This is a genomic window from Hyphobacterium sp. (assembly GCF_043584775.1).
Classification (GTDB): Bacteria; Pseudomonadota; Alphaproteobacteria; order Caulobacterales; family Maricaulaceae; genus Hyphobacterium.
Genome location: NZ_CP121327.1, coordinates 112,420 through 136,396 on the forward strand (window position 1 = coordinate 112,420; position 23,977 = coordinate 136,396).

The 23,977-nt window shown below is 59.6% G+C and carries 21 protein-coding genes, 1 tRNA gene and 1 pseudogene; 8 read left to right on the plus strand and 15 right to left on the minus strand.

Annotated features, from left to right (window positions below; all coding sequences use genetic code 11):
* Positions 1 to 113 precede the first annotated feature (113 nt).
* A pseudogene (locus P0D52_RS00625) lies at positions 114 to 1,491 on the plus strand (elongation factor 4).
* On the opposite strand, the gene P0D52_RS00630 reads toward P0D52_RS00625, so the two are convergent.
* Positions 1,488 to 2,360, minus strand: coding sequence for a DUF3883 domain-containing protein (locus tag P0D52_RS00630; protein WP_394693521.1), 873 nt, complete (start codon positions 2,358 to 2,360; stop codon positions 1,488 to 1,490). The pseudogene P0D52_RS00625 and the gene P0D52_RS00630 overlap by 4 nt on opposite strands.
* A gap of 37 nt (positions 2,361 to 2,397) precedes the next feature.
* Positions 2,398 to 3,081, minus strand: coding sequence for a 2OG-Fe(II) oxygenase (locus P0D52_RS00635; protein WP_394693522.1), 684 nt, complete (start codon positions 3,079 to 3,081; stop codon positions 2,398 to 2,400).
* A gap of 129 nt (positions 3,082 to 3,210) precedes the next feature.
* On the opposite strand from P0D52_RS00635, the gene P0D52_RS00640 reads away from it, so the two are divergent.
* The 4 genes from P0D52_RS00640 to serA all read left to right on the plus strand — a co-directional run bounded on the left by P0D52_RS00640 (position 3,211) and on the right by serA (position 9,058).
* Positions 3,211 to 3,771 carry a hypothetical protein gene (locus P0D52_RS00640; RefSeq protein ID WP_394693523.1) on the plus strand — a complete coding sequence of 187 codons (561 nt, stop codon included), beginning with the start codon at positions 3,211 to 3,213 and terminating at the stop codon, positions 3,769 to 3,771.
* Positions 3,768 to 7,196 carry a hypothetical protein gene (locus tag P0D52_RS00645; RefSeq protein ID WP_394693524.1) on the plus strand — a complete coding sequence of 1,143 codons (3,429 nt, stop codon included), beginning with the start codon at positions 3,768 to 3,770 and terminating at the stop codon, positions 7,194 to 7,196. The genes P0D52_RS00640 and P0D52_RS00645 overlap by 4 nt, the downstream gene beginning before the upstream one ends.
* A gap of 62 nt (positions 7,197 to 7,258) precedes the next feature.
* Positions 7,259 to 7,789: a peroxiredoxin gene (locus tag P0D52_RS00650; protein WP_394693525.1), complete on the plus strand. Its 531-nt coding sequence runs from the start codon at positions 7,259 to 7,261 to the stop codon at positions 7,787 to 7,789.
* 63 nt (positions 7,790 to 7,852) lie between these two features.
* Positions 7,853 to 9,058 carry a phosphoglycerate dehydrogenase gene (serA, locus tag P0D52_RS00655; protein ID WP_394693526.1) on the plus strand — a complete coding sequence of 402 codons (1,206 nt, stop codon included), beginning with the start codon at positions 7,853 to 7,855 and terminating at the stop codon, positions 9,056 to 9,058.
* Here the strand turns inward: serA and P0D52_RS00660 are convergent.
* The gene (locus tag P0D52_RS00660; protein ID WP_394693527.1) at positions 9,055 to 9,717 is read right to left on the minus strand and encodes an HAD-IB family phosphatase; all 663 of its coding nucleotides are present in this window, start codon (positions 9,715 to 9,717) and stop codon (positions 9,055 to 9,057) included. The two genes, serA and P0D52_RS00660, sit on opposite strands and share 4 nt — an antisense overlap.
* Before the next feature lie 77 nt (positions 9,718 to 9,794).
* Here P0D52_RS00660 and P0D52_RS00665 point away from each other — a divergent pair, with 77 nt between their 5' ends.
* Complete coding sequence (locus P0D52_RS00665) at positions 9,795 to 11,114, plus strand: NADH:flavin oxidoreductase/NADH oxidase family protein (protein WP_394693528.1); 1,320 nt, start codon at positions 9,795 to 9,797, stop codon at positions 11,112 to 11,114.
* Here the strand turns inward: P0D52_RS00665 and P0D52_RS00670 are convergent.
* The 4 genes from P0D52_RS00670 to msrA form a co-directional block, all read right to left on the minus strand.
* The gene (locus tag P0D52_RS00670) at positions 11,111 to 12,082 is read right to left on the minus strand and encodes a D-Ala-D-Ala carboxypeptidase family metallohydrolase (protein WP_394694806.1); all 972 of its coding nucleotides are present in this window, start codon (positions 12,080 to 12,082) and stop codon (positions 11,111 to 11,113) included. The two genes, P0D52_RS00665 and P0D52_RS00670, sit on opposite strands and share 4 nt — an antisense overlap.
* A 9-nt stretch (positions 12,083 to 12,091) precedes the next feature.
* On the minus strand, positions 12,092 to 13,648 hold the full coding sequence (locus P0D52_RS00675) for a murein L,D-transpeptidase (protein ID WP_394693529.1): 1,557 nt from the start codon (positions 13,646 to 13,648) through the stop codon (positions 12,092 to 12,094).
* Between the two features lie 61 nt (positions 13,649 to 13,709).
* Positions 13,710 to 14,453: a DUF4386 domain-containing protein gene (locus tag P0D52_RS00680; protein ID WP_394693530.1), complete on the minus strand. Its 744-nt coding sequence runs from the start codon at positions 14,451 to 14,453 to the stop codon at positions 13,710 to 13,712.
* 172 nt (positions 14,454 to 14,625) lie between these two features.
* Positions 14,626 to 15,270, minus strand: a complete 645-nt coding sequence (gene msrA / locus P0D52_RS00685; RefSeq protein WP_394693531.1) for a peptide-methionine (S)-S-oxide reductase MsrA — start codon at positions 15,268 to 15,270, stop codon at positions 14,626 to 14,628.
* A 153-nt stretch (positions 15,271 to 15,423) separates the two neighbouring features.
* Between msrA and P0D52_RS00690 the strand changes: the two genes are divergently transcribed.
* Both P0D52_RS00690 and P0D52_RS00695 read left to right on the plus strand, forming a co-directional pair.
* On the plus strand, positions 15,424 to 16,149 hold the full coding sequence (locus P0D52_RS00690; RefSeq protein ID WP_394693532.1) for a hypothetical protein: 726 nt from the start codon (positions 15,424 to 15,426) through the stop codon (positions 16,147 to 16,149).
* A 55-nt stretch (positions 16,150 to 16,204) separates the two neighbouring features.
* A tRNA-Ser gene (locus tag P0D52_RS00695) sits at positions 16,205 to 16,294 on the plus strand.
* A 305-nt stretch (positions 16,295 to 16,599) separates the two neighbouring features.
* On the opposite strand, the gene P0D52_RS00700 is transcribed toward P0D52_RS00695, so the two are convergent.
* The 8 genes from P0D52_RS00700 to P0D52_RS00735 all read right to left on the minus strand — a co-directional run bounded on the left by P0D52_RS00700 (position 16,600) and on the right by P0D52_RS00735 (position 23,880).
* Positions 16,600 to 18,291, minus strand: a complete 1,692-nt coding sequence (locus tag P0D52_RS00700; RefSeq protein WP_394693533.1) for a recombinase family protein — start codon at positions 18,289 to 18,291, stop codon at positions 16,600 to 16,602.
* Positions 18,288 to 18,782, minus strand: coding sequence for a DUF2924 domain-containing protein (locus P0D52_RS00705; protein ID WP_394693534.1), 495 nt, complete (start codon positions 18,780 to 18,782; stop codon positions 18,288 to 18,290). The genes P0D52_RS00700 and P0D52_RS00705 overlap by 4 nt, the downstream gene beginning before the upstream one ends.
* Positions 18,782 to 19,183, minus strand: a complete 402-nt coding sequence (locus P0D52_RS00710; RefSeq protein WP_394693535.1) for a DUF3489 domain-containing protein — start codon at positions 19,181 to 19,183, stop codon at positions 18,782 to 18,784. Before P0D52_RS00710 ends, P0D52_RS00705 begins: the two co-directional genes overlap by 1 nt.
* A gap of 134 nt (positions 19,184 to 19,317) precedes the next feature.
* Positions 19,318 to 19,530 carry a hypothetical protein gene (locus P0D52_RS00715; RefSeq protein WP_394693536.1) on the minus strand — a complete coding sequence of 71 codons (213 nt, stop codon included), beginning with the start codon at positions 19,528 to 19,530 and terminating at the stop codon, positions 19,318 to 19,320.
* Between the two features lie 112 nt (positions 19,531 to 19,642).
* Positions 19,643 to 21,079: a phage terminase large subunit gene (gene terL / locus P0D52_RS00720; protein WP_394693537.1), complete on the minus strand. Its 1,437-nt coding sequence runs from the start codon at positions 21,077 to 21,079 to the stop codon at positions 19,643 to 19,645.
* Positions 21,069 to 21,518: a DUF5681 domain-containing protein gene (locus P0D52_RS00725; RefSeq protein WP_394693538.1), complete on the minus strand. Its 450-nt coding sequence runs from the start codon at positions 21,516 to 21,518 to the stop codon at positions 21,069 to 21,071. The genes terL and P0D52_RS00725 overlap by 11 nt, the downstream gene beginning before the upstream one ends.
* Positions 21,515 to 22,828 carry a DNA methyltransferase gene (locus tag P0D52_RS00730; protein WP_394693539.1) on the minus strand — a complete coding sequence of 438 codons (1,314 nt, stop codon included), beginning with the start codon at positions 22,826 to 22,828 and terminating at the stop codon, positions 21,515 to 21,517. The genes P0D52_RS00725 and P0D52_RS00730 overlap by 4 nt, the downstream gene beginning before the upstream one ends.
* A gap of 71 nt (positions 22,829 to 22,899) precedes the next feature.
* Positions 22,900 to 23,880 (minus strand): hypothetical protein, encoded by a 981-nt coding sequence (locus tag P0D52_RS00735; RefSeq protein ID WP_394693540.1) that lies wholly within the window; start codon positions 23,878 to 23,880, stop codon positions 22,900 to 22,902.
* Positions 23,881 to 23,977 lie beyond the last annotated feature (97 nt).

The window sequence follows — 23,977 nt, forward strand, 5'->3', positions numbered from 1 at the left end:
AACCTTATATTTCTTATGGGAATAATAGCCGCGATTCCGGCGCTCGCAAGGGTCCGGTCATCATGCGCACAGGACGCTTGGCGGACGCCCTTGCCAGTGCTACGTCCCGCCCCATGAGCATTGATCAATCCCTTATCCGGAACTTCTCCATCGTGGCGCATATTGACCACGGTAAATCGACCCTTGCTGACCGGCTGATTCAGCTCACCGGCGGGTTGGAAAATCGTGAGATGAAGGCGCAAGTTCTCGACAGTATGGATATTGAGCGCGAGCGCGGTATTACCATCAAGGCGCAGACCGTGCGTCTGAGCTATACCGCCAAGGATGGCCAGACCTACGCGCTGAACCTGATCGACACGCCCGGCCACGTTGACTTCGCCTATGAAGTCTCGCGCTCGCTCTATGCCTGCGAAGGTGCGCTGCTGGTCGTGGATGCCGCCCAGGGCGTGGAAGCGCAAACGCTGGCCAATGTCTATCAGGCGATTGATGCGGATCATGAGATCGTGCCGGTGCTGAACAAGGTCGACCTGCCCGCCGCCGAGCCGGAACGCATCAAGCAGCAGATCGAGGATGTGATCGGGATCGAGGCCCATGATGCGGTGGAGATTTCCGCCAAGACCGGCCTCAATGTCGATCAGGTGCTGGAGACCATTGTCACCAAGCTGCCGCCGCCAAAGCATGGCGACCCCAATGCGCCGCTCAAGGCGCTGCTGGTGGACAGCTGGTATGATCCGTATCTGGGCGTGATCTGTCTGGTGCGCATCATCGAAGGCACGCTGAAAAAGGGCATGCGCGTGCGCCTGATGGGCACGGGCGGCACCTATGGCGTGGACGGCGTCGGTGTGTTCACGCCGGCCAAGACCAATGTCGATGCGCTCGGCCCCGGCGAGATCGGCTTCCTCAACGCTTCGATCAAACAGGTCCGCGATGCGCGCGTCGGTGACACGATCACCGATGAAAAGCGCCCGACCGATTCCATGCTGCCGGGCTCTGACCTATGCAGGCAGCCGCGCGATGGTGGTCTATGATCTGCCGCTCAACGAGGTGGTGTTTGATTTCTACGACCGGCTGAAATCGGTGACCAAGGGCTATGCATCGTTCGATTATCAGTGGAAGGATTATCGCGAGAATGACCTCGTGAAGATGACGCTTCTGGTCAATGACGAGCCGGTGGATGCGCTCTCCATGATCGTGCACCGCAGCCGCGCCGAAGCGCGCGGGCGTTCCATGTGCGAGAAGCTGAAGGATCTGATCCCGCGGCACATGTTCAAAATTCCGATCCAGGCGGCCATTGGCGGCCGGATCGTGGCGCGCGAAACCCTGTCTGCCCTGCGCAAGGACGTGACCGCGAAATGCTATGGCGGCGATGCCAGCCGCAAGCGCAAGCTTCTGGAAAAGCAGAAGAAGGGTAAGAAAAAGATGCGCCAGTTCGGCCGCGTCGACATCCCGCAGGAAGCCTTCATCGCGGCCCTGAAGATGGATAGTGATTAGGCGAAGCTGGCGCGAAAAGTGTCAGTTTCCAACCGAACATGCTCGCTCAGCGGTGGATCGATTCTAAAAGCACTCGGCTTTCGCGAAAAATCATAAATCCGCAGGATCTGAAAAGCTTCGGGTCGTTCGCGCGAAAGAGATTCTTCGTTTCGTGACAGGAAAAATGGAGTTCTTTGGCTCCCATTGGTTGTCTTCACCTCGAGCAATCGTTTACGGCCATCGGGTTCAAATGACAGAATGTCATAACCCGCACCGTCGCCCTCCTCCTGTGCAACCCAAAATACCTTTTCTGCCAAGTCCTTTCGTCCGGCATCTGAGAGCCGGCGCTTCTCGTTCTCAAGCGCCATCTCCTCTCCGGCAAATCCGAGCGCCCGATTTGCCGCGTCGCGCTTGACCGGGTCAAATTTCCGAATGAGGCGAGTCATGCCTTCCTGAGGCGCTTTCGCCCTTGCAAGTGAAGGAGCTTCTTCTTCAAATAACGCTGGCCGTTCGCCCACACCGATAGTGGAGCCAACTCCAACGGCGTGGAGCCAATCGTGTTGTGGCAAGGCTCTTTCAATGGCATCGAAAATAGCGCGCTGGATATTCTGCATCGGCCGATAGCCCTTGATTGTCGGGAAACTGAGCTCTCTGAGAACTGCCGAGATATTCATATGCTTGAATTCTACAGAACGATGGGAACGCCCGGTCAGCTCCATAATCGCTTTGGCGCGATGAAGCTTTACAAATGGCACCCCTGTCAGCTCGTCGCGCAACATTGCCAGATAGTCGGCTACAATGAGGTCGAGCTCGTCATCGGTCCATTGATTGCCATGGATGCTGCTTTGCGCCATGGAAATGATCTCATTCGGTCTTGGGTCATTGGTCAACCAGTATTCCGAATGGTTCACAGCCGTAGCACAAACCTCACACCGCCGGATCGAGCACACCGCCGACGCCGGGATTGATCCGGAACCAGCCGGCGAGGCCAAGGCGCGGGGCGAGGGTTTCGCGCACGGCATGCGGGATGCGTTCCGACAGCATCAGCAGCATGTCCCCGCCGCGCGGGGCGAGTGTGGCGACGGGCAGTCCGATATCATCCGGTCCGGACCAGAGATCGAACTCGCCGCCATCGCCCGGCTGCCAGTTTTCGTTCAGCCAGAGGACGAGCGAGACGACGCGGTCGCGCGGCCGGTCGGCGAAGGCATCCAGATGGCGGGCATAGTGGCCGCCTGGCGGGTAGTGGGCAAAATGCGCTTCGAATTCAAACAGGCCGGCAAAGAGGGCCCGGTTGATCTCGCGGCGCAAGGCTTCGCACCCGTCCAGAAATTGCCGCTCAGCCGGGTCGGTGCCGTCCAGCCAGCGGATCTGCGTCTTGCGGATGGCGGTCGCCTTCATCTCATTCCCGCCACGGCCAATGGCGGCGAGCCGGAGCGCATCGGCTGCGTCCAGCTCTGACAGGCGCGTGCGCAAGGCCTGCGTCAACGCCGATGGCAGGGCGTCCGGCAGATGCGCCCAGCCCTTCACGGCCAGATCCTCGATCAGGGCCGTGGTGCGATTGTCACCGAAGAAGGGGGCGGGCGTAGGGCGCGCCGGACGGAGAAGGGTCAAAGGGTGTGGCCTTGAAAAAGCGTGGCGCGCTCTAGGGCCAATGGGCCGGCAAGGCAAGCCAAATGTGATCGGCTTTTTTCTTGAGTGCCGGCCTTCGGGTGCTAGGGTTGTGCCTCAGGGGAGATGCTCATGACCGAAACCGGAACTGTTCGGGCCGTTGCCGCGATATCGCTGGCGATCTGGCTGACGGCCTGTGGCGGAGGTGGCGACGCCCCGGATGCCGAAACGCCGGAGATTGCCGAGGTCATCGAGCCGGAAGTGCCGCCGGCGTCCGAGCCCGAGCCGGTTCCCGTCAAATTGCCACAGGGCGATGTCCAGCCTGCCACAGAGGCCGAGCGCCCGGCCGCTATCCCCAATCCCCCGATTGAGTTGCGCCCGCCGTGTGGCGGATCCGATACCTGTGTCCATGCGGGCACGATCTCCGGCGGTCATGGCGAGCCCGGGATCGAGCTTTACTATGATCCCGAACGCAATGACGCGATCGTTCGCTGGGGCAATGCGTTGGGGAGCATCATGAATTGTGCAGATGGCGGCGAGACGATTGCCGCCTGTGTCGCGGTCGCGGACGTTGAGCAGGTCTGCAAGGACGAGTTCGACCGCCTGACGGGTCTGGCCAATGAAATGGCGGCCTTTGATGCGGTCTTTCTGACCGCGGGCAGTCCATGCCGCCCCGAGGAGGGTCAGCCATGAACCGAAAGTTTTCGACCCTGGCATTTGTTGCCGCTGGCTGGCTGGCGCTGGCCGCTTGGGATACGCGCGTCATTACCAATAATGCCTGGCAGGCGATTTATCAGGAGGCGCCGTCAACAACTCTGCCGGAACACACCCATGTTTCGGATACCACATTCGACTATCTTGACTCGTCTGGCCAATTACGCGGCTTGTTTGGCCGCGGCGGCAGCGCGACGCTGGATGTGGTGGACCTCAATGCCAGTTTTTTCCGGGTGGATGAATTGCTGGGCGTGGCGCCGGTGGGCGATGATCCGGCGACCGACGTTGAAGAGCGACGTATTCCGCCACCGGGGCTTTTCGCGGGGCTGCCGGATTACAGCTATGGTCTTTATGACTGGCTGAACAAGAACACGACCTGCCCGGCGTTTTCTGACGGAAATTATGCCTGGCGTTGTCACGAGTTTCTGGGCTGGTTGGGCGCAATGAATTCCGTTCATTTCGGATCACAGGCGACCGACATGTATGCGCATCATCACCGCAATGCGCTGGCGCTGGCACGACGGGCGCGCGAAATGCGCGCCTCCATGACGGATGTCGAGCGGGAGGCTTATGAGGATGAATTGCGCGAAGCCGAATTGCTGGCTCTGGCTTATGAAGGCTATGCCCAGCATTTCCTGCAGGACCGCTGGGCGATGGGCCATATGTGGGAGCGCTGGGGTGCGCCGGATCCGCAGCAGGAGCCTGACAATCTGCCCGATTATATCGCCATTGGCGGCTTGTCCGGACTCATCCACGGCGCCGAGGCGCTGATAAATGACTATCCCGTGCTGGAAGTTTTACTGACGCGCGCCGATTCCATGTCTTCGCCTGTGGCGGGGCCGGGGAACACCGCCATTCCGATGAATTATCGTCATGTCCGGGATGGCGAAGACGGGCCGGTCACGCCGGGCATTGGCGATGAGCGATTTCAGGATGCGCTCAATGGTCGCTTCAGCCTCAATCGCTATGAACCTGATCGCCGGGATCAAAATTTGAATGTGCAAACCCAGATGGATGGCCTGATGGAATGCGCCGGTGCCGGATGGTCAGAAGTTATTCGCGAGTTGGGCCCCGGCGAAAACGGTGGCTATGGCATTTATGGTGCCAATCTCGATGAGTCTGCGCCTGACTTTGCGATCATCGATCAGGATGATTGCTGGAATATGTGGGCGACGAATGAATCGATGATGATCGGTCTTCTGGGCCCCAATGCCGGGCAATCACTTGCGATGATAGCAGCAACAGATTTCGCCGTATCCGATCTGGGGCCGGATGTTGGAATTAATACCGATGGCGTTGTGGTAGGCCCCAGGTCGGAGTTTGTGGCCCTTGCCGGGCGGCTCTGGCTCTATGGGCGCGATGACCCGAACGGGACTCAGGTTGCGCGCGGGGAAATGACCTCTTTTGCGCAAAGCCTTGGCAGTCTGTTTGGTCAGGAAGAGCAGCTTAATCCCAATACGATCTGGGGCTTTCAGGAAGGCGGTGCCTATTCCCTGCCGGACTATGCCGAACCGATCGGGCTGATCACCGAAGGCAATGGCGGACAGGTCGCCGTTCTGGCAGAGATTGATGCGCGCGGCCGCGATATCCAGACGCTCTATGGCGCCTTTACGGGCGCACAATCGGATTACTGGTGTGAACATCGCGACGTGCTGGAAGAGCTGCGAATGGAACCGACGGCGCGCAATCGCGAGCTGTGCGAACGCCTCGCGGGCCGCATGTATCAGGGCATTCATCCCGATTATGGCGGACCGAATACGGAAAGCCGGGAATATGAAGGCCAGCCGGTGCGCTCCATGTGCCAGATCCGCAATGCGGGTGTGGAATCGGACAATAGCGATGATGTGAACAATCCCTACTGGCTGGATCAGGGCTACCTGCCGATGGAGCCGGACCGTCAGAGCTATGAGGGCACATTCACCGATATTGATGCCGTGGTGAACTGGTGCGCCCGTGTGCCGGTGATCACCCTGTCGAGCACGCCGGAATTGCGCGACGAGAATGTCGCGGCCGTCCTCTTCACCGACGAGGACGAGCTGGTGCTGGAAGGGTATGATTTCGGCGTGGAGCCGGGGCAGGTGACGGCCATCCCGGTCGGGCCGGGGCGCAATCGTGTCCTGACCAATGTTATCAGCTGGCGGCCAACGCAGGTGAGGCTGGATGTCTCCAATTATGATTGGGAGGCGGGGGACGAATTTGCGCTCACCCTGACTCCGGCGGAAACCGATGCGCGCTGGACGCGCGGGCCGAGCGTGGGTGAATTCTATCTTCAGGTCCGCGAACCGCCGGAAATCCGTACCGTGACGCTTGATCTAGGCGGCGTGGGGCCGTGCATGGATGCGGTTCAGACATTCGATATCGTGAATCCCGGTGCCTCGTTCACCGCCGGCATTACGCCGGAGGATTTCCAGACTCTGACAGAACAGTTTTCTGACGATATCGATGAGGTGAATGCCTACTTCAACGAACAGCTGGCGTGTATGCGCCAATTGCGATCTGAACGGATCGGCGCGCTGAATGATGCGCGGATACTGGCCTCCACGGCGGTCGTTGCGCGGCAGGGCCCGTTTTACTCGATCTCCCCTGTCGCGTTATTCCCGGCGATTGAGCGACTGGCGCCGGAAGCGCCTCTGGATCAGTCGGATATCGCGCTTTGGCAGGATTATTACACGACCTATATCGAGCTGCTCGACGGTACGATGCGGTTTCTGGAAGGCCAATCCTATGTGATGTCGGCCTGGGCCCGGGCCTGGGATCCGGATCAGCCCATGCAGCGAAACTCTGTCGCCCTGCATGATCTCGTTCGCACCTCCGTCTCGGCCGAGGACGCCTTTGCCCGTGGCTTCGTGCCGAGCAGCTTCCAGATGCCCGACAATCTGCCGCGCGAAATGCGTGCCTCCCTGTTGCAGGCGAGCGCCATCAATCTCCAGTTCGAACTTGAGACCCTTTCGGATGCGTCACAGGAATTGATTGCTGAAACACTGCGGGGCTTGCGAACCTGGACCCAGACCCAGCACGCCATTACCCAGCGCGCCCTGCCGCAATTGCAGGTCGAGAATTCACGGATACACGCCGAAGCCAACCAGAATTTGCAAGCGGCGCTGAGTGTGTATGCCCCCGACTGCTCGCAGCCATCCGGTGACGGTTGTGTTGTGGTCCCGCCCGAAACGCCGGATATCGATGCTTATGCCGAGCTCTCCAACTGGATAGCCGATATGATGGACGGACATATTGTTGTTGCACAGCCAGTGCTGGGGCTGCTGGGCTCGACCTTCCTGACCGCGGACGGCCATGAGCGCATGTTGCGCACCTGGCCCACAGAAGACGCGTATCAGGCGGCTCTGACCGGCCCCGGAAGCGGCGAAACCCGCCTGGTCGGCCCCGCTGATAGCAGTCCGAAATAGGGCGGGCTCGCCAAGCCTGAATTTTCGCCTATATCAAGACGTGAACAATACGGAGTTTCACCATGTTCCGCACGCTTCTTGCTACCGCTGCTGCCGCGCTTGTTTCCACTGCCGCTCTGGCCGATCTCGAGCCGGGCGAAAGCGCGCCGGATTTCACCGTTGAGGGATTTCAGGCCGGTGAGCCCGCCAGCTTCACCTTGTCCGAGGCGTTGAATGATGGACCGGTCGTGGTCTTCTTTTTCCCGGCCGCTTTCACCGGGGGCTGTGAAGCCCAGGCCGCCAGCTTTGCCGAAAGCATCGGCGAATTCGAGGCGCTGGGTGCGCAGGTGATCGGCATTACGGGCGGCAATACGGACCGCCTCGCGGATTTCTCCACTCAGCACTGCGCGTCGGCCTTTCCGGTCTTTGCCATCGCTGACGGCATGATGGGTGAGTATGAAGTGCGGCTGTTGGCCCGCCCCGGCTGGACCGAGCGGACCACCTATGTGATCGACCAGACATCGCATGTGGTTATGACCCACAATGCGATGAGCCCCTATGAGCACGTGGATCGTTCCCTGGAAGCGCTGCGTTCGATCGCCGCGGCCGAGTAAAGACGGCTTCACCCCGGGCCGGAATCGGATTTTGCTGCCGTGCAGTGAAACAGGTCCGGCCCGATGAAAGCTCTGCTTCTTGAAAATGTGCACCCTGACGCGGATGAGGTTCTGCGCCGCATTCCCGGTGTGGAGATCGAACGCGTCGGCCATGCGCTGGACCCTGATGAGTTGAAAGCCCGGCTTGAGGGCGTGTCTCTTCTGGGCATTCGGTCCCGCACCAAAATCACCGCTGATATACTCGACGCCGCGCCGGACCTTCTGGCGATTGGCTGCTTTTGCATCGGCACCAATCAGGTGGATCTGGACGCGGCGGTCCAACGCGGTGTCGCGGTCTTCAATGCGCCCTTTGCCAATACACGCTCGGTGGCCGAACTGACTTTGGCCTCGACCGTCATGCTGATGCGGGGCATCCCGCAAAAGCTGGCGGCGATCCGGCGGGGTGAGTGGCAGAAATCGGCGGCCGGTTCGCACGAAGTGCGGTCGAAAAAGCTGGGCATTATCGGATACGGGAATATCGGCTCGCAATTATCCGTGCTCGCCTCCGGTCATGGCATGCACGTCTATTTCTACGACACCGAGCCAAAGCTCGCCCATGGCAATGCGCGGCCCGTCGCCTCGCTCGATGAATTGCTGGCCATCAGCGATGTCGTCACCCTGCATGTGCCGTCCACACCGCAAACGCGGATGATGATGGACGCCGCTGCGATAGCGAAAATGAAAACCGGCGCCTTCCTGATCAATCATGCGCGCGGGGACCTTGTGGACGTCGAGGCGCTGGCAGACGCGCTAAAGTCCGGGCATCTCGCGGGCGCGGCAGTGGATGTCTTTCCGGTCGAACCGGCCTCGAAGGAGGAGGAATTCACCAGCCCCTTACGGGCGTGCGACACCGCGCTTCTGACCCCGCATATCGGCGGCTCGACGGAAGAGGCGCAGGCGGCCATCGGCATGGATGCCGGGATGAAGCTGGCGCGATTTGCCAGCTCGGGCGGATCTGCCAAATCGGTGAATTTTCCGGAACTGGAGGCGGGCGACCTGGCCGCCGGGCGGACGCGCATCCTCGCCCTGCATGGCAATGCGCCGGGTTATCTCTCGGCCTTGACCCGGGTAGTCAGCGAGGCCGGGCTGAATATTGCTGCGCAATATCTCAATACGTCCGGCGGCATTGGCTATGTGTCGACCGATGTGGAGGGGGACGTGCCAAGCGGTTTGCTCGACAAGTTGCGCGCCGCGACGGGCACGATCCGGATCCGGACGATTGCCGGCTAGCCCAGCAGGAAATGCCGCAAGGCGCTGACATCTTCTGCAAAATCAGGTGCTTTCTCTGCCACCGCTTCGCGGCGGGCAATGCCGCCAAATCCGATGAAATGATCTGCTGCGCCATGGGTCAGGGTTTCCAGATCAGTAACGCCGTCCCCGACCATCCAGATCGCTGAATACTGACCCTTGGCGCGCAGATCGGAGAGGAGTTTCGGCTTGCCGCCATTATCGGAAAGCGGATTCGTGGTATCAATGCCGGCCACCGTCTCACCCTCCCACAGGAAGCGATTGGCAAAAGCTTCGCCGACGCCAAAACCCAGATCGCGCAAGGCGAGCCGCAGGACATCCTCGAACCCGCCGGAAACCGCGCGCACCTGATCGCCGCGCGCGCGCAGATCGGTAAGGAGGTCTGCCATGCCGGGCGTCAGATGATGGCGGAGTTCGACGGCTGCGGCGGCAATATCGCTGCGCTTGAGCGAGGTCAGGTCCAGCCGCGCCATCAGGGACTGGCGAAACGACATCGTGCCGTTCATCCCGCCCGAGGTCAGCGCCCCTATCTGTTCCGCAGCTGCCGGGCCGAGCTTGCGGGTCAGAACAAAGTCGAGGCTTTCCACGGCGAGCAGCGTTGAATCGACATCGAAACAGACAAGGCGCGGCGCGTTGAACATAACAGGTTTACCTTCCCGGGCGGATGGCCGAAGAGTGAGACTGACCATTCAGCCTGTCATTGCTTTCGGATTTACAAATGCCCCAACCTCTTGCCTCAGCACTCACCCTGCCATGCGGCCTCACTCTGCCCAATCGCCTGGTCAAGGCGGCGATGACTGAGCGCCTTGCTGATGTCCGCAATGGTGTGACGGACCGGCTCATCACGCTCTATCGGCGCTGGGGTGAGGGCGGGATCGGGCTGATGATTGCCGGCAATGTCATGATCGACCGGTATAATCTTGAAGCCGCCGGAAATGTCGTGATCGATGGGCTGCCATCGGATGCCCAATCGGCAAAGCTTGCGGAATGGTCGGCGGCCGCCAGGGCACAAGGTGCCAGAATCATGGTGCAATTATCCCATGCCGGGCGTCAGACGCCAAAGGCGGTCAATCCGAACCCGCTTTCGGCTAGCGATGTCGCACTGGACCTGCCGGGCGGGCTGAGCGGAACGCCGCGGGCCATGACGGGTGAAGAGATTGCGGCTACGATCGCGCGCTTCGCGCAAGCGACGCGGATTTGCCGCGAGCACGGTTTCGACGGCGTCCAGATTCATGGCGCGCATGGCTATCTGATCAATCAGTTTCTGTCGCCGCGGTCCAACCTCAGAACCGATGAGTGGGGTGGCCCCCTGGAAAATCGCGCGCGCCTGCTGCTGGAAGTGGTCCGGGCCTGCAAGGCGGAAGCCGGGCCGGGCTTTGCGGTGGCGGTGAAGCTGAATTCGGCGGATTTCCAGAAAGGCGGGTTTTCATCAGGGGAGTCGATGGCGGTCATCGAGATGCTGAATGGCGAAGGGCTGGATTTTGTCGAGATTTCCGGTGGCACGTATGAACAGCCCCGCATGTTCGACACGGAAGGCCTGAAGGATGGCGAGGAGCCGCCGCTCAAAGCCAGCACGCGGGCGCGCGAAGCCTATTTTCTCGACTATGCGCGTGAGGTTCAAAACCTTGCGCAGATGCCGCTCATGGTGACGGGCGGGTTTCGCACCGCCGTCGCGATGAATGATGCGCTGGAAGCCGGCGAGGCGGACCTTATTGGCCTCGCGCGACCCCTCTGTGTGGCGCTGGATGGCCCGGCGCGGCTGATCTCCGGCGAGATAGATCATCTGCCGAGCTATGAAAAATCCATCCGCATCGGGCCTGGCCTCCTGGGCCCGGCCTCATCCATTCCCATGCTGCGCGTGGTCAATGCGCTGGCCAGCGTGCACTGGTTCTACCACCAGATTCACGAAGTCGCGGATGGCAGGCCGGTGGACCTCGATGCCAGTGGCCTCAGGGTCTTCCTGAAATTCTACGGGCTGGATGCGAAAATGGCGAAAGCCTATCGCAAACAGCTGGCCGCGGACGGGCGGCCGATCTAGCGGCCCCAGCGCGCCCGCCAGCCCCGCTCATCGACATGAACGAAAGGACCATGAACGGCGTTGGCGTCGTACTCGCCGAGGCCGCCCAACAGATCTCCGAATTCATCATTCTGTGAGAGCGATTCAACGAGATCGTAGAGCGCCGCTGCATCATTGCGATCAATCCGGCCATCGCCATTGAGGTCATCCATCCGTCCGTCGCCGTCTGTGTCGATGAAGATATCGGCGGCACCGCCATAGATATGGCGCGAATAACGGCCATTGCCGATCCCGGCATTATAGGATGGCGTACGATATCCACTCATCACCACAAAACTGTCGGTTCGCCAGCCATTCTCATTCGCGGCAGCCAGAATGATTTCGAGCTTGATCAGCAGCCGTTCGCTGAGCACCAGAAAAGGCTCGCCCGATGTTTCCTGCTTGCACAGGAATTGACCGAGTGTGAAGTGCGGCGAAATCTGCAGTGATCTCAGCCCTTCGGGCACTTCGGCAAAATGGGTGGGTGCGATATAGGCCTCTTCGCCGCGATAGGGCTCGTCGGGGTAAGCGCCGAGGCGGTAATTTCCGACATGCTCGCCAACAGCCTCATGCATAACGATGAGGTTCAGACGCATGACCTGACCATCGTCCGAGGTCAGCGTTGCGACGGTCAGACCGGGGGATATCGGCGTGGTCCAGTCGAATCGATCACCATAGAATGTTTCTCCTCGGTCTGTGGCCCAGCGAACCGCCTGATCTGTGCTCAAAGGCAAGGTTTCGCCGGGATGGGCGAAGAGCGTGAAAATCCGCAGATTGACGTCGATATCGCCGCGTGCGGTCAGGGTGAAACCCACCGTTCCGGGATCGAAAGCCGTTTGATCGACTCGCCCGCCTGCCGGGGGCGGCGTTTCAGGCGAAAGGAAATTGCTGTCTGCCAGCGCAGGCGCGGCGGCGAGAAGACACAGGGGCATGAATGCCCGGCCAATCATCTTGATCAACTAACGTGACTCCAGGGCCGGCGGCGGCGCATCCATTGCGTCCATCACGGCCTGATCGCGCTCATATATATCGTTCAGAAAGCGGACGCCAGCGACATCATCCGGCACGACCGTCGAATAGAGAATATGCACCGGTATGTGGCGCGCGAGCGTCACGCGCGTCTCAGTATTTCCGCTCGCCACCGACATCAGTCTTTCCGGCGTCCAGCCTTCGGCGTCCGCCGCCACCCATTGCGCCAGTTCCAGAGGATCACGCACCCGCACACAGCCCGACGAAAAATTGCGCTGCCGCTGGGCAAAGAGGCCCCGCGTCAGCGTGTCGTGCAGATAGACGTTATGCTGATTGGGAAACATGAATTTCACTTCTCCCAGCGCATTCAGCGGGCCGGGGGCCTGCCGCAGGCGATAGGGGAAGTTGCGGGCCGGAATTTCGGCCCAGTTGATTGTATCCGGGTCGACCAGATTGCCGGAGCGGTCAATCACCTGGAACCCCAACCGGCTCACCGCAGACGGATCCCGCCGGAAGGCGGGCAGCTTGTCGCGAACCGCCAGACTTGGCGGTGTCTCCCACCACGGATTCAGAACCATATAGCTCATATTGCCGGAGAAAACGGGCGTGCGCCGAAAGAGCTGACCGACAATGACATCATGCGTGCGTTCGACCGTGCCGTTATTCCAGGCTTCCAGCCGGTAATCGGCAATATTCACGCGGATATGGCGGCGGCCCAGATCGTCCGGCAACCAGCGCCAGCGTTCCAGGTTGGCCTCGATCTGGCGGACCCGGTCGGTGACCGGTGTGTTCAGCTGGGCCAGTGTCTGGCTACCGACAATTCCGTCCGCATCGAGGCTGGCGCGGTGTTGAAACGCCCGCACGGCCGCCGCAAGGGCCTCATCGAAAAATTCGGGATCGTCACTGGCGGCGTCAATGTCACCGGTGGCGGCCAGACGGGCGCGCAACTGCGCCACGCGAGGATCGCGGTCGCCGGGGCGGAAGGTCGGACCAGCGTCCACTGTGGGCCAGTTTCCCTCTTCGGAGAGGGTGCGATAATGCGCCAGCGCCTCCCGCAAGGCCTGATAGCCCGGCTGAACCGGCGCGAGAGCGTCGAGACTTTCATGAATGGCACCGCTGCTCACCGCACCCTGCAGATAGGCGGCAAGGTCACGTCCGCGACGGGCGGCGGTCCAATCCGGTTCAATCGACACCGGATTGATCCGGCCACTCAACAGATGTGCGGCGAGGGTCAGATAGGCATCCGTGGCCAATTCGTCGGCATCGCGATTGGCGGTTTGCGGGTCCAGCGCTTCCAGCGCAGCCAGATGATAATCCTCAGGATCCAGACCATGCGTTGACGCACTGCGAACCGCTTCGACCAGATCTTCCAGCAAATGCGCGTTGGCCGGTCCGGTCCAGGCCAGTGCCTCTTCACGGGTTTCATAAAACCGCTCGGCCGTCTCGCAGGCGCGGCAGTCAAATGACGCCGCCGCACTCTCGGGCGCAGACAGCAGCAAAAACACTGCAATTGTGCTCGCCGTTATCTTCAGGACTTGCTGCATCATGTCTGATCTCCGCCAAAGGTTTCAGGCAGGATACATGAATTCGGCCCTCACCTGAGAGAAATCATTTGCCCCTCGGCGCATTGCTGGCCGGCTCGTTCTGCGCCTCCCATTTCTTCCGGTTGAGGCCGATGACAATCAGCCAGCCGGCGAAGACGAATTCCGGCAAGGCGGCGGGCAGAAGCAGCAGCCCCCTGACACCGCTGAGCGCCGGTATTCCGAAATGAACGACGCCCAGCGCCAGATAGCTGATACCGGACAGACCCATGAGTAGACCCAGAAAGGCCGGAAAATAGCTGGAGCGGACGAGCAGGATGCCCAGCGCGCCACAATGAAGCCCGAACAGCATCAGGCCGAGAATATAGCCTTCATTGTGCAGTCCCAGAAAAAACAGGCTGACCGTATTCGCGGTCTCGGCGTCAAGCTGGCCTGCTATCAGCGAATCGCCCAGCAGCAGGAGCGGGGCTGTCTGGGCCAGCAGCGCTGTGACCATCACCGCGCTCATCACCAGCCGCGCGGACAAGGCGAAGAGCGCGACCCCCCGATCCACGGGGGCGAGCAGGCGATAGAAGGTCACCGCCAGCAGGATATCTAGTGCGAAGACCACAAAATCGGCCAGCAGGCCGAGCCGGAACAGTGTGTCTTGCGCCACGATGGATAACGCCGTCGTCTGGGCGTCCTGCCAGTCGATCAGACTGCCACGGACAGCGATCTGGGCGAAAATGCCACAGAGTATGATGGCGAGATAGGCGAGTCCCGACAGACGAGCGATCGTTACGGGATGGCGGGGGAGGGATGAGAGGGTCAAGCGAGCTCCATTCGGAATTGAATTCGGCTATCCTCTCTGTCCCATGCTCCGGCGTCTTGCCGATTTGGAAATCGGCGAATTGTTTTCGAACCTCTTGCAGATGAGCGCACCGCGCCGGTCAATGCCGCGCGGCGGCATTGCGGGGATTCACATTTCCAGGGCAGCTAGTCGGTCAGGCGCTGATCGGGCAAGCGACGCCGGTACCGCCCAGTCCGCAATAGCCACCGGGATTCTTGGCGAGATATTGCTGGTGGTCATCCTCGGCGTAATAGAAGGGCGGGGCCGGGGCGAGCTCGGTCGTGATGTCCCTCCGGCCGGCCTGATCCAGCGCCTCGGCATACATTTTTGCGCTGGCGCGGACGACCGCTTCCTGTGCGTCCGTCGTCCAGTAGACGGCGGAACGGTATTGCGTGCCGACATCATTGCCCTGGCGCATGCATTGCGTCGGGTCATGGCCTTCCCAGAAGCGCTTCAGCAGGTCTTCAAGCGAGATGCGGGCCGGGTTATAGACGACGCGCACAGATTCGGTATGACCTGTGCCGCCGGAACAGACTTCCTGATAGGTCGGGTTCTTCGTATGCCCGCCCTGATAGCCAACGGCGGTGGAGACCACGCCCGGCGTTTCCCAGAAAATACGCTCCGCGCCCCAGAAACAGCCCATTGCAAAGAAGATGACTTCCTCGCCCGGATTGATATCGGTCAGCGATGCCCCGGACACATAATGCGGAAGCGGCGCGATAATTGGCGCATCCCGTCCCGGCAGCGCCTGATCGGCGGGGATGGTTTCGGTTTTCCAACGACTATTCCACCAGGCCATGGCGGCCTCCTGTGATCAAGATTGAGCTCCTTAGATAAGCCGTCCGCTTCCGACTGCCAGACCGGGTCTGATCACAAAATGCGGCGGAATACGTGATGGGATGAGGTGTATCCAAGGCGCGAGATCCGGGTCTCCGGCGTCTATTGTGACCGCATGATATGGCGCGTCTTCTTTTTCTCTCTGGTCCTGACCTGTCTGGCGCCGGCCACGGCCGGGGCGCAGGGCGGCAATGTCTTCAGTCCCGAAGTCGAGGCCGGTGACCGGTCCTGGGAGTGGCGTGCGGGCGGTGTGCTGGAGGCAGAGTCGCAATGGGGGCTCTCAACCCGCCTGCATTATCAGCACGCCTTTGATGACCGTTTCCGCTTGCGCGGTGTAGTCCAGCTTGCGTCCGAGACCGGTGAGCGCAACCGGTTTGATTTCGCCCGGGCGGAATTGCTCTGGCAATATCGCGAGGAAACACAATCCGGCTATGCCGCCGGGTTGCGTTTTGATGCGCGGCTGAATGAAGGCAACGGCCCGCACCGGCTGGGGGTGAACTGGGCGCATCAATGGAATTTCGAGAGTGGCTGGCGGGGGCGCGCCATTCTGATTGCCGATCGGGATGCCGGAAGCAATGCCGGAGACGGCTTGCGTTTCAGCTCGCGGTCTCAACTCACCTACCGTCTGGATAACGGCCTTCGCATCGGCGCGGAGGCCTTCAGCCGGTATGGCAATCTCTCGGACGGCCTGCCCGGATTTGACCGCCAGCGCCATACGGTCGGACCGGTGGCCAGTGGCGCTTTCAATGATCAGTGGCGCTGGTATGCGGGGGCGCAAATGGCCGTCTCGGACGCGGCGCGGGATCAATATCTGCGCTTGCGCATTTACCGGCGCTTCTAGCGGCCTGTTGCGCTTGACCCGCAAGGCCGCTTGGCTATTGTGCGCGCCTTCCAGCGGAGAGGTGGCCGAGTGGTCGAAGGCGCACGCCTGGAAAGTGTGTAGGCTCGGAAGAGTCTCGAGGGTTCGAATCCCTCTCTCTCCGCCATAAACCCTTAAATACAAAGATAAAAACATCCACACTGGGAATCCCCCCGTGTTTGCGGCGCTTAGCGTGCAGTGAAAATCCAGAGACCGGATGATCTGCACCATTGCCTGCGAAATTCGCGCCTGGTCTCTGCCCGCCTGTATTGGCGAAGCGGTTTGGGCTGTTTACAGGGAATTTACAGGGAAATTCTTCGATTTTCGGACATGTTTCGGACGCTGAATCTCGCGATTTCTCAGCCAGCATTGGGTGACCCATTCGTTGGGTGTCTAAATTAACAGGGAAATGAGCAGGGAAATGCAGTACTGTCAGGAGGGTGTTTTCAGGCCAAACAGCCGCTCCTGGTCGGCCCAATCATGTGGAATCGGTGTTCGCAGGAGCCGCTCAAGGGTCAGGTCGGCGGGCTGGCGACCTTCAAGAACGGCTTCAACGATGCGCGGCGAGATGAAAGCCACCTTCAATCTGTGCCGAATTGGGGGCTGTGTCCCCCCATTGGAGCGAGCGATACTCGAGACCAGTTCTCCGTCTCGAACCCGCTTCAAATAGTGATGGGATTGCGCCAGCCCCCGTACAAACACTTCATCAACGTTCGCACTTGTCGTCCCGCAGACGATTTTGGCTTCGATGCCGCGCCGCTTGATGGTGAAGGGGGCGGTGAAGGTGAGGCTATTGGCGTCGATTCTGGATGGCTCGACACTGAGTGCATCGCTGAGTGCCTTGATTGGGATGTGCCCCCTAAATAGTCCGGTTTCGATGTCGATACGGCCTACCAGAGCCCGGAGCGTGTCAGCCTTTCCCGCCTCCAGCCTTGCGATCAGGGGTGTGAGGCGAGATCCGATTGCGCGAAGCTGTGCCACATCGGGCGTTGTCAGCAGGCGATGACTGCGTTGCAAGTGTTCGAGATGGTTTGCTATGGCGCGGCCCACTGCCTTTTCCAGCGGCAAGGCAGGCAATCGCCAACCTGGGCTTTGTGGGGATGTGTCCCCCATTTTGGTGATCAGCCGCCGCGAGACATAGTAGCGAAGTCGTTTGCCGCGTGCGTTGGCATGGCTGGGTGTGAGCCTGTCGCCTGTCTCATCAAAAAGCCTTCCAGCCAGCGGTGAAGCATGGCGGATGGGCGTGCGCTTGGTATCGCCAGGCTGGCGCCGCAATCGGCCACCGGCATTGGCTTCGAGGCGCGCTTGCATATCGGCCCAGTCATCGTCTGGGATGATGGCCTCATGCAGGCCCTCGAAAACCTCGTCCTTGTGGGCGATGCGCCCGGCATAGAGCGGCGAGGTCAGGATGCGGTGGATCTGCCCCCTTGAAAACCATGTTCCACCGGTCACCCGTCCATTTGAATAGGTCCGGGTCGGTGTGCAGATGTCATCTGACCTGAGTTCCAGCTCGACCTCACGCAGACAGTCATGCTTGCGGTAGAGCTCGTAGATCAGGCGGATGATACGGGCTTCTTCCTCATGGAGGATGAGTGATCGTCCTTCTGAGCGATAGCCAATGGGGACACGTCCCCCCATCCACATGCCCTTCTTTTTCGAAGCGGCGATCTTGTCGCGAATGCGCTCGCCGGTGACCTCGCGTTCAAACTGGGCAAAGGAGAGAAGGACATTCAAGGTCAGCCGCCCCATCGAGGTGGAGGTATTGAAGGCTTGCGTCACTGAGACGAAGGAGCAGTTGCGGGCATCGAGCCGATCCACCAGACGGGCGAAGTCCGAGAGTGACCGGGTGAGCCGGTCGATCTTGTAGACGACGATCATGTCGACACGCCCGGCATCAACGTCGTCCATCAAGCGTTGAAGGCCGGGGCGTTCGAGCGTCCCGCCCGAGATGCCGCCATCATCATATCGGGAATTTACGAGCTTCCAGCCCTCACCGCGCTGACTGGCGATATAGGCGCAGCACGCTTCATATTGAGCATCGAGCGAATTGAAATCCTGATCGAGACCCTCTTCGGAGGATTTGCGGGTATAGACCGCGCATCGGATGAGGCGTTTCTCCCTCATGGGTGGCCGTCCCCATTTTGAACGCTGCCGGAAGCATGGTCCCCCTTTCTTGCCACCAGCCCAAAGAAGCGCGGGCCTGACCAGCGCGCGCCTGTGATGGCGCGCGCGACAGCCGAGAGGGAGGCGTAGCGCGTCTCCTTCCAGACAAAGTGGCCATCTTCGCCGGCATCAACGACATGGGTCTCGCCATTCCATTCGCGCACCAGACGCGCGCCGGGCGTTACGGCTGGGGCGGGCGTTCGAAGACTTGCTCCCGATGCGATGCGTTCCAGTCTTTTGCGGGTAGCCGCGTTGAGACCACCGAAGATGGCAGCCTGCATCTCCCAGGCCAGGATGCGCACCATCATCTCGCGGCTCATTTTGCGCGGAGGATGGTCTTTGAGCTCGCGCCGCCAGAGCGTGATCAGATTCTCGCGTGAGCGGGCCGGGAGGTCCGCGATAATGGCGCGAACCTCTTCGGCGCTGCGTCGGAACGTTGTACGAGTCGCCATCAGGCCGCGCTCTTGTGGTTATCCGCCACCGCGCCATGCGGCAGGGACTTGGCGGCATTGCCCGCTTCGCCTGAGCCGGACTCGATGCGGTAGAAAGTCCGCAGCGGCGAACCGTCCGAGAATTTATCCAGCGTATAGCCGGCCTGTTTGAGGCGGGAGAGGGCGGCGCGGACCGTGTGGGCCTGCCAGCCGAGGGCCTTGCTCAAAGTCGCGATATCCACGCCGTCCTTGCGCTTGAGCAAGGCAATGAATTGGGCCTGCTTGGTCTGGCGTCTGGGTGGGCTGGATGCCTTGGCCTTGGCAGCCTTGGTCACTGGTTTTGGTGCCTTGGCGGCAGTTTTGGTCTTCGCCTGTGCAGAGCGCTTGGGCGTCGTTTGTGCTTGGGTTGCTGTCTTGGTCATGGGTGTATGCCTTTTCCTGTTGTCAGGGCAGGCGGTGCGCCTGCCCCTACTGACATGAGACCCGCTTGGGGCCTGGCATGGATGTGACCAACGCTTGGTGTGGCCGCGAAGTCCAGCGCAAACATTGGCTTTGATCAGTCGTTCGGTGGGTTGGCCTCGAGAACGCATCGGGCCGCACGGGCGAGCGCGCCAGCGTCAGCCGCCAGGCGCTCAATGTCATGGGTCAGTTTTGTGCGGGCGCCAGTATCAAGGCCGCGCGCCTGACCATCAGCAGCAATCGTGGCGGCGTCTTCGAGCTTGCCGGTCGCGTCTGCCATCAAGCGGCGAAATGTCTCGTCGGACTCCATGGGCCGCACCCATGCTTGGCGCGGCCAACAAGTCGAGCGTGATGGTCAGTTGGCGATAGGTAGGCCTTCTGATCGGGCTATTTGGGAAGTCGATGGCTAAGCCTCAACCAATTTAGTCATCGCCGGTGACCGTGATGGGAGCGACTGGAATGCCCGTGTCCGGCTTTCTTTGCTCGCGGCCCAGATACTGGCTCATGGCATCAACCTGATCATCATTTCGACCACCCGGAAAGACGCGTACTTCGTCCTCGAAATCTTTGACCCAGGGTGCATCCGCAGGGATGTGGACGCGACCTGATTCAACTATGTCAATGCAGGCCAAAGCCCGGGAAAATTTATCGCCCTTGGGCCGTACTGAAATAAGATCAGCACCTTTGAGATTGCCGCGAAGCGTCTGGATGAGCGGCGATCCATTAGCCGCATCCTCGACGAGCAACTCGCAATAGCTGTGTTTGAGGCATTGGTCGCGCACCAATTTGACCAGGCCGGGCATCTCCACTTTCACGCGGATCACATCCATGAGGTAAAACCTGTTCTTATGGCTTTTCCAAACCTGGAGCACGGTGAAATCATTTTCAGGCCCGGTTTTCACGCCCGCGTCGATCGAAATGGTGATTTGCCCCTGAGTTGGGATGCGCTTGCGGCGCTTGAACCATTCTGGTTTGAAAATGGCTAATCCGTCAGCTGTTGGGCGCTGCTGGCATTGGGCCAGAAAGTGATAGCTACCCATTTCGGCCTTGCGCAGCTCGACCCAGTCATCCGTCATGCGCTCCGGGTCCAGAACATCACCGGGCTGACGCTCGATGATATGGCCGTCGAGAAGTTCGTAGCTTTCCTGAACGTCAGCCGTCAGCGACAGGCTGAGCTCCGACCAACGCCCCGTGTCGCGCAGCTCGGCGGTGAGGTCCTGCTCATGCAGACGCTGCATGACCAGGAGGATGGCGCCAGTCTTGGGATCATCGAGCCGTGTCGCAACCGTTGACCGAAACCAGGAAAGCGTTTTGGCGCGGGCCTCGGGGCGAAGCGCGTCGTCAGCCTTGATGATGTCGTCCATGATGATGAGATCGCCGCCCGTTCCCGTCAAAAGACCATCAACCGATGTGGCACGCGCATATCCGCCCAGCTGGGTCGAGATAAGTCCGTCTGTCAGACCGATGCCAGCAATGGTGTAGGGAAAAGCCTGGCGATACCATTTGGCTTCCATGATCCGGCGAACGCGCTTGAGCTGTTCGATCGCGAGGTCCATTGAGTAGGAGGCCAGAATGATACGCGTGCGTGGATTGCGGCCCAGACGCCAGGCTATGTGGGCCGCCGTCAACGTAATCGACTTGCCGCAGCGCGGCGGTGCGTTGACATAGCTACGTGCCATTTGCCCACGCTCGATACGCTCGACATGATCGGCCAGAATGTGCAGATAGGGTGCATCGCTGAATGTCCGGCCTGGATCCAGCGTCTTAAACGTCGCTGCCAAGAAGGCGCGAAACTTCAAATGGACCAGAGCGCCAAACAGTCGCGGCGTCGGCTGTGATAGCGGCAGATCATCCCTCATGACCGGCCTCCTTCTTCGACTTGCGAGATTTGCGAACTGCCGGTGCGTCTTGTTCGTCGGCACCCAACTGGACGACATAGCGATCAAGGATTTCGCGGTATTCGGCTTCAAGCTGGGCGGGGTCATGCAACGCGTCGCGCGCCTCTTCTGCGATGTCGAATTTGAGGTCGAGATTGAGGACCAGACCAATGGCGCGAAAATCGTCGTTTGCCGCTTTCTGGACCAGCCTGTGAACGATGATTTCGCGCTTGGTCATCGTCACGTCCTTTCCGCCCGCGATGAGATCGACTTCATTAGCTAGCGCTGTGCGGACCACCTGCTTCAGCCCACGCGAGCCTTTCGGCCGGCCATTGGGATTGCCTGACTGTCCGGGCTTGAACTGATGGGCTTTGGGTGGGTTTGCGTATCCGATTGCTCGGTTGTTTCCGGTCGTACTCATTTCGCCGTCTCCTGTTGGTTTTGCGCTTTAGCGCGCGTTTCAAAAGTGTCATTCGTGGCGGAATGAATGGGCGGAAGGCCGGTGGTCTGCGACAAACGCCGAAGCGCCACATCGCAGTAGTGAGGATCGATTTCTACGCCGATCCCGATGCGGTCAGTCTGATGGGCTGCGACCAGGCTTGAACCCGATCCGGCAAAACCATCGAGAATAATGTCTGAGCGATGCGTTACATCCTGAATTGCGTCGGCCAGGAGTTTGACCGGCTTGACGGTGGGGTGATCCTTCAAGGCATCATCGCGCTCTGCCCCAAAACTCGTCATGCCAGCATGGTCCCAGACGTTCGAGCGATTGCGGCCGTGCTTTCCCAGTTCGACATTGTTGATGTGCGGTTGGTTGCCCCACTTAAAGACGACGCAAAGCTCGTGCTGACTGCGATAAAGCGAGCCCATGCCCGCATTGGTTTTGCACCAGACACACAGATTGATCTGGTCCATTCCAAGACAAAACGCGGCACGGTTCAGTTCAGGCAGATGGCGCCAGTCCATCCAGGAATAAAACAGGCCACCGTCGACAAGATGGTTACGCATTGGCTTGAAGGTGTCGGACAGGAAGCTCGCAAATTCCTCTGACGACATCTCGCCAGAGGCAAAGGCAAATTCGGCGTGATCGGTTTTCGGCTTAACCTGCACATGGCTCGCGATTTTCACATTGTAGGGCGGATCAACTAGCACCATCCGTGCTTCGCGACCGTCCATGAGAGCGTTCAGAAGGCTCTCATCACGGATATCTCCGACACCAAGCCGGTGAGGCCCAATTTGCCAGATGTCGCCGGGCTGGGAGATCGCCTTTGTGGCGCGATCAACCATCTGCGGAGGATCATCATCATCCTCGACATTATCAGCAAACAGGATGTCCAATTCGGGCGCCTCAAATCCAAGATCACCCAAATCAAAGTCCAGATCAGCGATGGCGGACAACTCGATACGCAAGAGATCGCTGTCCCAGTCGCTGCGCTCAGCCAGCTTGTTGTCAGCAATCACATAAGCACGGATTTGAGCTTCTGAGAGGTGGGCCAGGCGAACGACGGGCACAGCCTCCATGCCAATCGATTTGGCCGCTTCGATGCGAGCATGACCCGCAACGATGCCATTGGCTTCATCAATCAGAACCGGAGCCGTAAATCCGAAATTCTGGATCGATTTAGCGATCAATTCGATCTGCTTTTGAGGGTGTTTGCGAGGGTTCGATCCACGCGCCCGCAGGTCTCCGAGCGGCACCATGTCGATTTGCGGAATGTTTGATACAGGCATGAAAGGCTCCTTTTGAAACGAAAAAGAAGCCTTCCACTCATACGACTATTGCGAGTTGGCGATCACAAAATTCAAATTATCTGACCACGCTTGCGACAATCACGGCGTATTTCCAGCCGTTTTCGAACTAGCCCGGCTGCTTTTTGTGGGGTCAACTTCCTGGTCGATACATCCAGTCCAATCTCGAAATCCATCATCAAACCGGCGACAAAAACTGCCGCAGCCGAATGCGGGCCACCGTCATATTTAGTGCCCGACCGCGGTGTATGAGTCGCTGGTAGCCCAGTTATCACTTCATAGGCAGCGATCAGATAGCTTGCCGTTTCCTCTCGCGCCAAAGGCGGGTGTGGTCCGCTAGATGAAATGCAAACCAATGCGGATGCCGCCGCATCATGATAGCGCTCAATAAATATAATCAGACTTGCTAGACCATTCTCGCGGCAGCCAGTCGATGGTCTTGTCTTGAGCCACGACCTAAAAATGCGATCAGATTGAAGTTGATCCAGCGCGTTTGTGGCGCCTACAAAATTCATTGCTTCAGATGCGATTGCTAGCAATTGTTCAGAACGGCTCTCGGCGGTGCAGGGCTGTGAGCGTGCCAGATTTTCAGCAGCAAAACTCAAAACCTCGACGCCATCTTCAACTGAACTAATCGTGCCGTCATTGGTCCAGTCAGCGGCTAAGTGGCGTGAGAGATTGGCAATTGTTTCTGGTTCTAGGCCGCTGAAAGTCTCGACGAGGTTTTGTGAGGCGCTAACGATTGATTTGATGATGTGACGAGCGCTTGCATAACTGGCGACCATATCCATCGAAATCACATTTCGGCGATGACGTTGTCGTATCTCAAGAATGTCAGCCACATGGCATTCAAGCTCTTGCGAACTCAGATTCACAAGCTCTCCGATTTCGTTGGCTATTAGTTTTTTGGACGCCGCTTCTAGGGAGTTTTGCGCCTCGAGTTTCGATTCGGCCTGTTCATGAACCGAGGCGCTGGTATAGCGCGGGCGCATTTTTCGCAGGCCATCAATAGCGGTAGCTGGGAAGCTTGGCATAGTTCTAGTTCCAACAGATTCGACTCGTTGATAATTTGTACCACGAAAACCAATTATCTCATAGAGAACAGCAATATAGGGGGCGTGTCCCCCTACA